The 2968-nt window shown below is 68.3% G+C and carries 4 protein-coding genes; all 4 read left to right on the top strand.

Features of this window, described 5'->3' with window-relative positions; genetic code table 11:
• The first annotated feature begins 146 nt into the window (after nucleotides 1–146).
• A complete protein-coding gene (gene exbB / locus EN781_RS29755; RefSeq protein WP_127400608.1) occupies nucleotides 147–1091 on the top strand; it encodes a tonB-system energizer ExbB in 945 nt (314 codons plus the stop codon).
• Between the two features lie 6 nt (nucleotides 1092–1097).
• Nucleotides 1098–1598 (top strand): TonB system transport protein ExbD, encoded by a 501-nt coding sequence (gene exbD / locus EN781_RS29750; RefSeq protein ID WP_126057552.1) that lies wholly within the window; start codon nucleotides 1098–1100, stop codon nucleotides 1596–1598.
• Nucleotides 1595–2569, top strand: a complete 975-nt coding sequence (locus tag EN781_RS29745; protein ID WP_126057553.1) for an energy transducer TonB — start codon at nucleotides 1595–1597, stop codon at nucleotides 2567–2569. The genes exbD and EN781_RS29745 overlap by 4 nt, the downstream gene beginning before the upstream one ends.
• 144 nt (nucleotides 2570–2713) lie before the next feature.
• Nucleotides 2714–2968, top strand: a 255-nt coding sequence (locus tag EN781_RS34930) for a hypothetical protein (RefSeq protein WP_210213511.1), incomplete at its 3' end; no start/stop codon positions are given.

Raw genomic sequence — 2968 nt, 5'->3', positions numbered from 1 at the left:
GGCAGGCTGCTGACGCGCGGCACGCCCGCCGAGATCATGCGGGGCGACATGCTCAAGGGCATTTTTGGCGTCGAGATGGGGGTGTTTTCGCACCCCGTCACCGGCCAGCCCATCGGTTACGTGCAATGATGAAGCGAGGACGAAGCGTGTCCAGACATGGCCTTTTCGCGGCGCTGGCCGCATCGTTGATCCTGGCGGCCGGCGCTGTCGCCGCACAGGAGCAACCGGCGACGCCAGCTCCGGCCGCACAAGCGCCGGTGGCGCAAGCTCCTGCCACCCAAGTGCCGGCCGCACCCGCCACAACCGCTCCGGCCATTGCTGCTCCCGCTGCACCGCAACCGGGCGTTAGGCCGGCTCCGGCACCGTCGACGGCGATTGCGCTGACGCTGCCGCACGATTTGTCGCCCTGGGGCATGTTCATAGCCGCCGACATCATCGTCAAGACGGTGATGATCGGCCTCGCCTTCGCCTCGCTGGTCACCTGGACGATCTGGCTGGCCAAGTCGCTGGAGATCCTCGCCGGCAAGCTCAGGGCGCGCCGCGCCGCGCAGGCGATCGGCAATGCCGCGACGCTGATGCAGGCCGGGCGCGCGCTCGGCCACAACAATGGCCCCGGCGCGCTTCTGGTGCGCGCCGCAGAGGAAGAGGCCGCGCTTTCTGCCGGCGCGCTCGACCACGTCACCGGCGATGGCCTGAAGGAGCGCGTTACCTCGCGGCTGTCGCGCATCGAGGCAGCTGCGGCGCGGCGCATGTCGCGCGGCACCGGCCTGCTCGCGACCATCGGCTCGACCGCGCCTTTCGTCGGCCTGTTCGGCACGGTGTGGGGCATCATGAACGCCTTCATCGGCATCTCGCAGGCGCAGACCACCAATCTGGCGGTCGTGGCGCCCGGCATCGCCGAAGCGCTGCTCGCCACCGCCATGGGCCTGGTGGCGGCGATCCCGGCGGTGGTCATCTACAACGGCTTTGCCCGCTCCATAGCCGGCTACAGGCAGATCCTCGCCGATGCCGCCGCTGGCGTCGAACGGCTGGTCAGCCGCGACCTCGATTTCCGCACCGTGCCGCCGGCAGGCGCCATCGCGGCGGAGTGAGCGGTCATGGCGGCGCGGATTCGCGAAACGGCCGGCGACGATCTCGAGGAAAGCCACGAGATCAACGTCACCCCGTTCATCGACGTCATCCTGGTGCTTTTGATCATCTTCATGGTCGCGGCACCGCTCGCCACCGTCGATGTCAATGTCGACCTGCCGGGCTCGACGGCGACGCCGGCGCCGCGCCCCGAGACGCCGCTGTTCCTGACGCTGAAAGGCGATCTTACGCTCGCCGTCGGCAATGACAGCGTGCCGCGCGCCATGTTCGCCGCCATGCTCGACGGTCGCACCAAGGGCGACAAGCAGACGCGCATCTTCCTGCGCGCCGACAAGTCGGTTGGCTATGGCGAGCTGATGGAGGTGATGAACCTGCTGCGTGCCGCCGGCTATCTCAAGATCGCGCTGGTCGGCCTGGAGACGCTGCCTTCGGCCGATGCGCCAGAGCCAGGCGGAAGCCAGCCATCTGGAGGCCAGCCGACAGCCCCGAGCGGCGGCACGGCACCATGACGGGCGCGACGGCCGCCTTGTCCGGGGTCGGTCAGCCGCGGTTCGGCGCGAGCGAGACCGGCCTGTGGGCGGCTGCCGCCGCCTTGATCCTGGTCGCGCATGTGGCGGTCGCCTATGCAGTGCAGAACTTCAGTCCTGCCGACATCTCTGGCGGACCGCCGCCGGCGCTTGCGATCGAGATGTCGCCGCTCGCGCCCGCAGAACAGGAAGAGGCGCTGGTGCCGGACACAGTGACGCCCGATCAAGCCGAGCCGGTCGAGGAGACGGAGAGGGCGGCGCCAGTGAAGCCGGCAACCGAGCCGGCGCCTGAGCAGGTCACCGAAGTAGCGGAACCGACCGTCGAACAGCCGGCAGAGGCCGACGCGGCCGAACCGGCGGCGCCGACGGTCGCCGCGCTGAGCGCTCAACAGCCGCTCGACGAAGTGGTTCCGGACGTCGTCGAGACGGTGGCACCGGACGTCGTCATTCCCTTGCCGCAGCCGAAACCGGTCGATGCGCCGGCGGAATCCAAGGTCATGAAACCGGTCGAGGCCAAGGCGAAGAAGCCCGTCGACAAGCCGAAGCAACGGCCGAAGAAGGAAAAGCCGGCGCCGGCCAAGACCGCCATGGCGGCCAGCGCCGACGCCAGGCCGGCCGCGCGCGCGGCGGCGCCAAAATCCGCCGAGGGAGCATCGCGTTCCAGCGCCAGCCCGGCGCGCTGGAATTCCAGCCTGGCGGCTTGGATCAGGCGGCATACGCGCTATCCGAGCGCGGCACGGTCGCGGCGGGCCGAAGGCAGCCCAAACGTGACCTTCACGGTCGATTCTTCCGGCCGGGTGGTCTCGGCCCGGCTGGCGCGGTCCTCCGGTGACGCCGACCTCGACCGCGCGGCACTCGGCGCCTTGCAGGGCGCCTCGGTGCCGGCGCCGCCATCCGAACTCGGCGCCCGCGTCACCCGCACCGCGCCTTTTGTCTTCAGTTTGCGGGATTAGATGGCAAACGATGTCATCGTGGCGACGTGTCGTGTCGCCCTTGGCTCTCATGCTTGCCGGGACCTTCCTTGGCGGCCTCGGGGTGCGCACGGGGCGGCAGGGTCTCCGTCAGGTTTCTGACCTTTGGCATTGTTGTGCGCATCGATGATCGCGCGGCCAAAATGGACAAGGATTGGAAGCACTGACATTGCGCTTCCTCCGTTGGGACGGCTGCTGCGCGCTGTCGGAACGGGGATAGATGCGTCGGGTCTGTTTCGCGGGGATGGCACGGAAAACGGCGGGCTGTTGCCGAAATCATCGACCGGGAAACATTTGCCTACGAATGATTTGGTTCGTTTCGCCTATGCCGAAACGGCAACCGAGCAGGCGAAACGAACCAAATCATTCGTAGGCAAATGT

This window comes from Mesorhizobium sp. M4A.F.Ca.ET.090.04.2.1 (genome assembly GCF_003999085.1).
Classification (GTDB): domain Bacteria; phylum Pseudomonadota; class Alphaproteobacteria; order Rhizobiales; family Rhizobiaceae; genus Mesorhizobium.
This window is presented reverse-complemented; position numbering and strand designations above follow the sequence as displayed.

Bases quoted from the DNA above. Each gene is read 5' to 3' on its own strand.
- EN781_RS29745 (WP_126057553.1), top strand. From the start codon at position 1,595: ATGACGGGCGCGACGGCCGCCTTGTCCGGGGTCGGTCAGCCGCGGTTC.
- exbD (WP_126057552.1), top strand. From the start codon at position 1,098: ATGGCGGCGCGGATTCGCGAAACGGCCGGCGACGATCTCGAGGAAAGC.